The following is a 2,537-nucleotide window of genomic DNA, read 5'->3' as shown; positions in this document are numbered from 1 at the left end:
CCAAGGGCGCGGTGAAGGCGGCGATGTGGCTCGCGGGCAAGCCGGCAGGGCGCTACCGGATGGGTGACGTGCTAGGCTTGTGAAGAAGGCGGACGTCATCGACTTCTACGCGCGGCTCGCGGCGGCGAACCCGCATCCCGAAACAGAGCTCGAATCGGGCAATGTCTACCAGTTGCTTGTCGCCGTCGTGCTGTCGGCGCAGGCGACGGATGCCGGGGTCAACAAGGCTACGCGCGCGCTCTTCGAGATGGTGACGACGCCCGCCGAGATGATCGCGCTCGGCGAGGAGGGGTTGAAGCAGCACGTTCGCACAATCGGTCTGTTCAACACCAAGGCCAAGAACGTGATCGCGCTGTCGCAGCAACTGGTCGACCGGCATGGCGGGGTCGTTCCAGCGGATCGCGACGCGCTGGAAGCGCTTCCGGGCGTCGGGCGCAAGACCGCCAACGTGGTGATGAACGTCGCCTTCGCTGCGGAGACTTTCGCGGTCGACACACATATCTTCCGGGTTGGCAATCGCACCGGGCTGGCGCGCGGCACAACGCCGTTGGCGGTGGAACTCGCGCTCGACCGCGCGACACCGCAGCCGTTCCGCCTGCACGCGCATCACTGGCTGATTCTTCACGGCCGCTATGTCTGCAAGGCGCGCAGGCCCGAATGCTGGCGCTGCATCGTCCGTGATCTTTGTGCGTTCAAGCCGAAGACGCCGCCACCGGCCGGCGTCGACATCGCCGGTTGAGGAGAGGAGCAATTCCATGCGGTATCCGGTCGCGCTTGCCCTGCTAGCCACTACGACGATCGCGACAGGGCGCGACCGCGTGCCGGCGGCGATTGAGGCTGGCAAGCCGGTCTCGTGCATCCCGATCACCCGTATACGCGAGAGCCTGGTACGCGACGGCCGCACGATCGATTTCGTGATGACGGGCCGCAAGACCTACCGGGTGATCCTGCCGAGTAGCTGCCCCGGGCTCGGCTTCGAACAACGCTTCTCCTACGCCACCTCCCTCAGCCAGCTATGCTCGGCCGATATCATCACCGTGCTATCCTCTACCGGGCTCCAGCGCGGCGCGAGCTGTGGGCTCGCCCCGTTCCAGCCGGTGACGCTGGCGCGCTGATCGACACGCGGCATCACGCAAAACGCTGGCGCCCACGCGCATGCTTTGCTACGCGCTCGCCCCCAGGCACCCGTAGCTCAGCTGGATAGAGCGCTGCCCTCCGAAGGCAGAGGCCACAGGTTCGAATCCTGTCGGGTGCACCACCACCTCATCACCAGTTCGAAACTAGCGGCGATACCGCATGCGAGCGCGGATGATGGTGCCGCCGGCGGGTAGGCCGAAGCGGGTGGCGGCGAACGAAGGCAAGCCGACGGAGGTGGGCGCGTCGTTGGAGAAGCCGAAGCCCTCCTTTGGCGCGAACAGCGTTCGGTTGAAGTCGTGGTCGCCATTCTCGTCATGATATTGCGCGAGGGCGTAGTAACCGGGCGGAAGCCAGAAGCAGGCGCGGGTCTCCGGGCGTTGCGCCGGGACCCTTGCGCGGAGCATCTTGCCGCCCTTCGCCAAGAAGCGCGACTTGTTGTCGGGGTATATGGTGAAGGCGACCTCGCCGGCCTTGCTGCGCATCTCGGTGGCGATCACGACGAGCTGAACCGCGCCGCCGCCCGCGCGCCCGGCACAGGTCTGAGCCTGCGCGGGGATCGCTATGGCACCGAGCAGAGTCATGGCCGACGATAGTTTCAACAGGGCGTGCATCAGGTTCTCACGGGTGGATAGGCGTGCATGTGCGCCCTGCGGGGTGAGCAGCGCGTGAACGATCCGCTGCGTCATGCGGCTTCGTCCAGCGGCTCGGTGCCGGTGCTGCGGGTGACCCGCGCCGCGGCGAGCGCCAGCAGCAGTGCGACCGTGATCGAGCCGGCGAGGACGGCGATCGCCATCCCCGTGGCGCCCCGGCTCGGGACCACCACGAAGGCGGCCACGAGCAGCGTGGCAACGCCGCCGGCGCGGATCGCGAACACCAAGGCCGCGCGGTTGAGTGCGGTGAGCACGGTTTCGGCGCTGATCATCACCAATTCGAGGCACCCTGCCGCGGTGAGGAAAAGCAGCATCGGATAGGCGTCCCGGTAGGTCTTGCCGCCGATCAGCGACAACACCGTGCGCCCACCGAGCGTAACTATCGCCATGATCGTCAACGCCGCCAAGCCGCTCACCAGATAGGTTCGCGGCAGTAGCCGGCCGAGGCGCTGTGGCGTCGCGAGCTTGGCCATGCGGACAACCTCCGGAAAGGCAGCCCGTGCGACTAGCTGGGTTATCTTGGCGAGCGCCTGGGCTAGTTGTGCGGAGAGGCGGAACGCGCCGGCGGCGGAGGTGCCGACCATCGCGCCGACCAATAGCAGCGGGATTTGCTTCCCGGACATGCCCAGCGTCGCGTTGGCGTTGGTGCTGAGCGCGAAGGAGACGATGCCGGGGTTCTCGGCGACGACCCGGCGCGCGTCCGCGGCGCCGGAGCGGAGCAGCGGCAGATCGCCGCCGCGCACGACGAGG

General features: G+C 67.3%; 4 protein-coding genes and 1 tRNA gene. 3 read left to right on the top strand and 2 right to left on the bottom strand.

What is annotated here, in order from left to right; genetic code table 11:
- Window positions 1–79: 79 nt before the first annotated feature.
- The 3 genes from nth (at window position 80) to VF643_RS04155 (ending at window position 1,258) form a co-directional block, all read left to right on the top strand.
- On the top strand, window positions 80–739 hold the full coding sequence (nth, locus tag VF643_RS04165; protein WP_331042112.1) for an endonuclease III: 660 nt from the start codon (window positions 80–82) through the stop codon (window positions 737–739).
- Window positions 740–755: 16 nt separating this feature from the next.
- The gene (locus tag VF643_RS04160) at window positions 756–1,115 is read left to right on the top strand and encodes a hypothetical protein (RefSeq protein ID WP_331042111.1); all 360 of its coding nucleotides are present in this window, start codon (window positions 756–758) and stop codon (window positions 1,113–1,115) included.
- Window positions 1,116–1,181: 66 nt separating this feature from the next.
- Window positions 1,182–1,258 (top strand) — tRNA-Arg (locus VF643_RS04155).
- A 22-nt stretch (window positions 1,259–1,280) separates the two neighbouring features.
- On the opposite strand, the gene VF643_RS04150 is transcribed toward VF643_RS04155, so the two are convergent.
- Together VF643_RS04150 and VF643_RS04145 are read right to left on the bottom strand one after the other, a co-directional pair.
- Complete coding sequence (locus VF643_RS04150; protein ID WP_331042110.1) at window positions 1,281–1,823, bottom strand: DUF2141 domain-containing protein; 543 nt, start codon at window positions 1,821–1,823, stop codon at window positions 1,281–1,283.
- Window positions 1,820–2,537: lipopolysaccharide biosynthesis protein (locus VF643_RS04145; protein ID WP_331042109.1), on the bottom strand; the 718-nt coding region annotated here is incomplete at its 5' end. The genes VF643_RS04145 and VF643_RS04150, both read right to left, overlap by 4 nt.

Source organism: Sphingomonas sp., assembly GCF_036387595.1.
In the GTDB taxonomy this organism is placed as follows: Bacteria; Pseudomonadota; Alphaproteobacteria; order Sphingomonadales; family Sphingomonadaceae; genus Sphingomonas.
Note: the sequence above shows the minus strand (reverse complement) of the source record. Positions and strands in the feature narration are given on the sequence as shown.

What these genes read in the sequence shown, in the direction of transcription:
- VF643_RS04150 (WP_331042110.1), bottom strand. Translation starts at nt 1,823, where the DNA reads ATGACGCAGCGGATCGTTCACGCGCTGCTCACCCCGCAGGGCGCACAT.
- VF643_RS04160 (WP_331042111.1), top strand. Translation starts at nt 756, where the DNA reads ATGCGGTATCCGGTCGCGCTTGCCCTGCTAGCCACTACGACGATCGCG.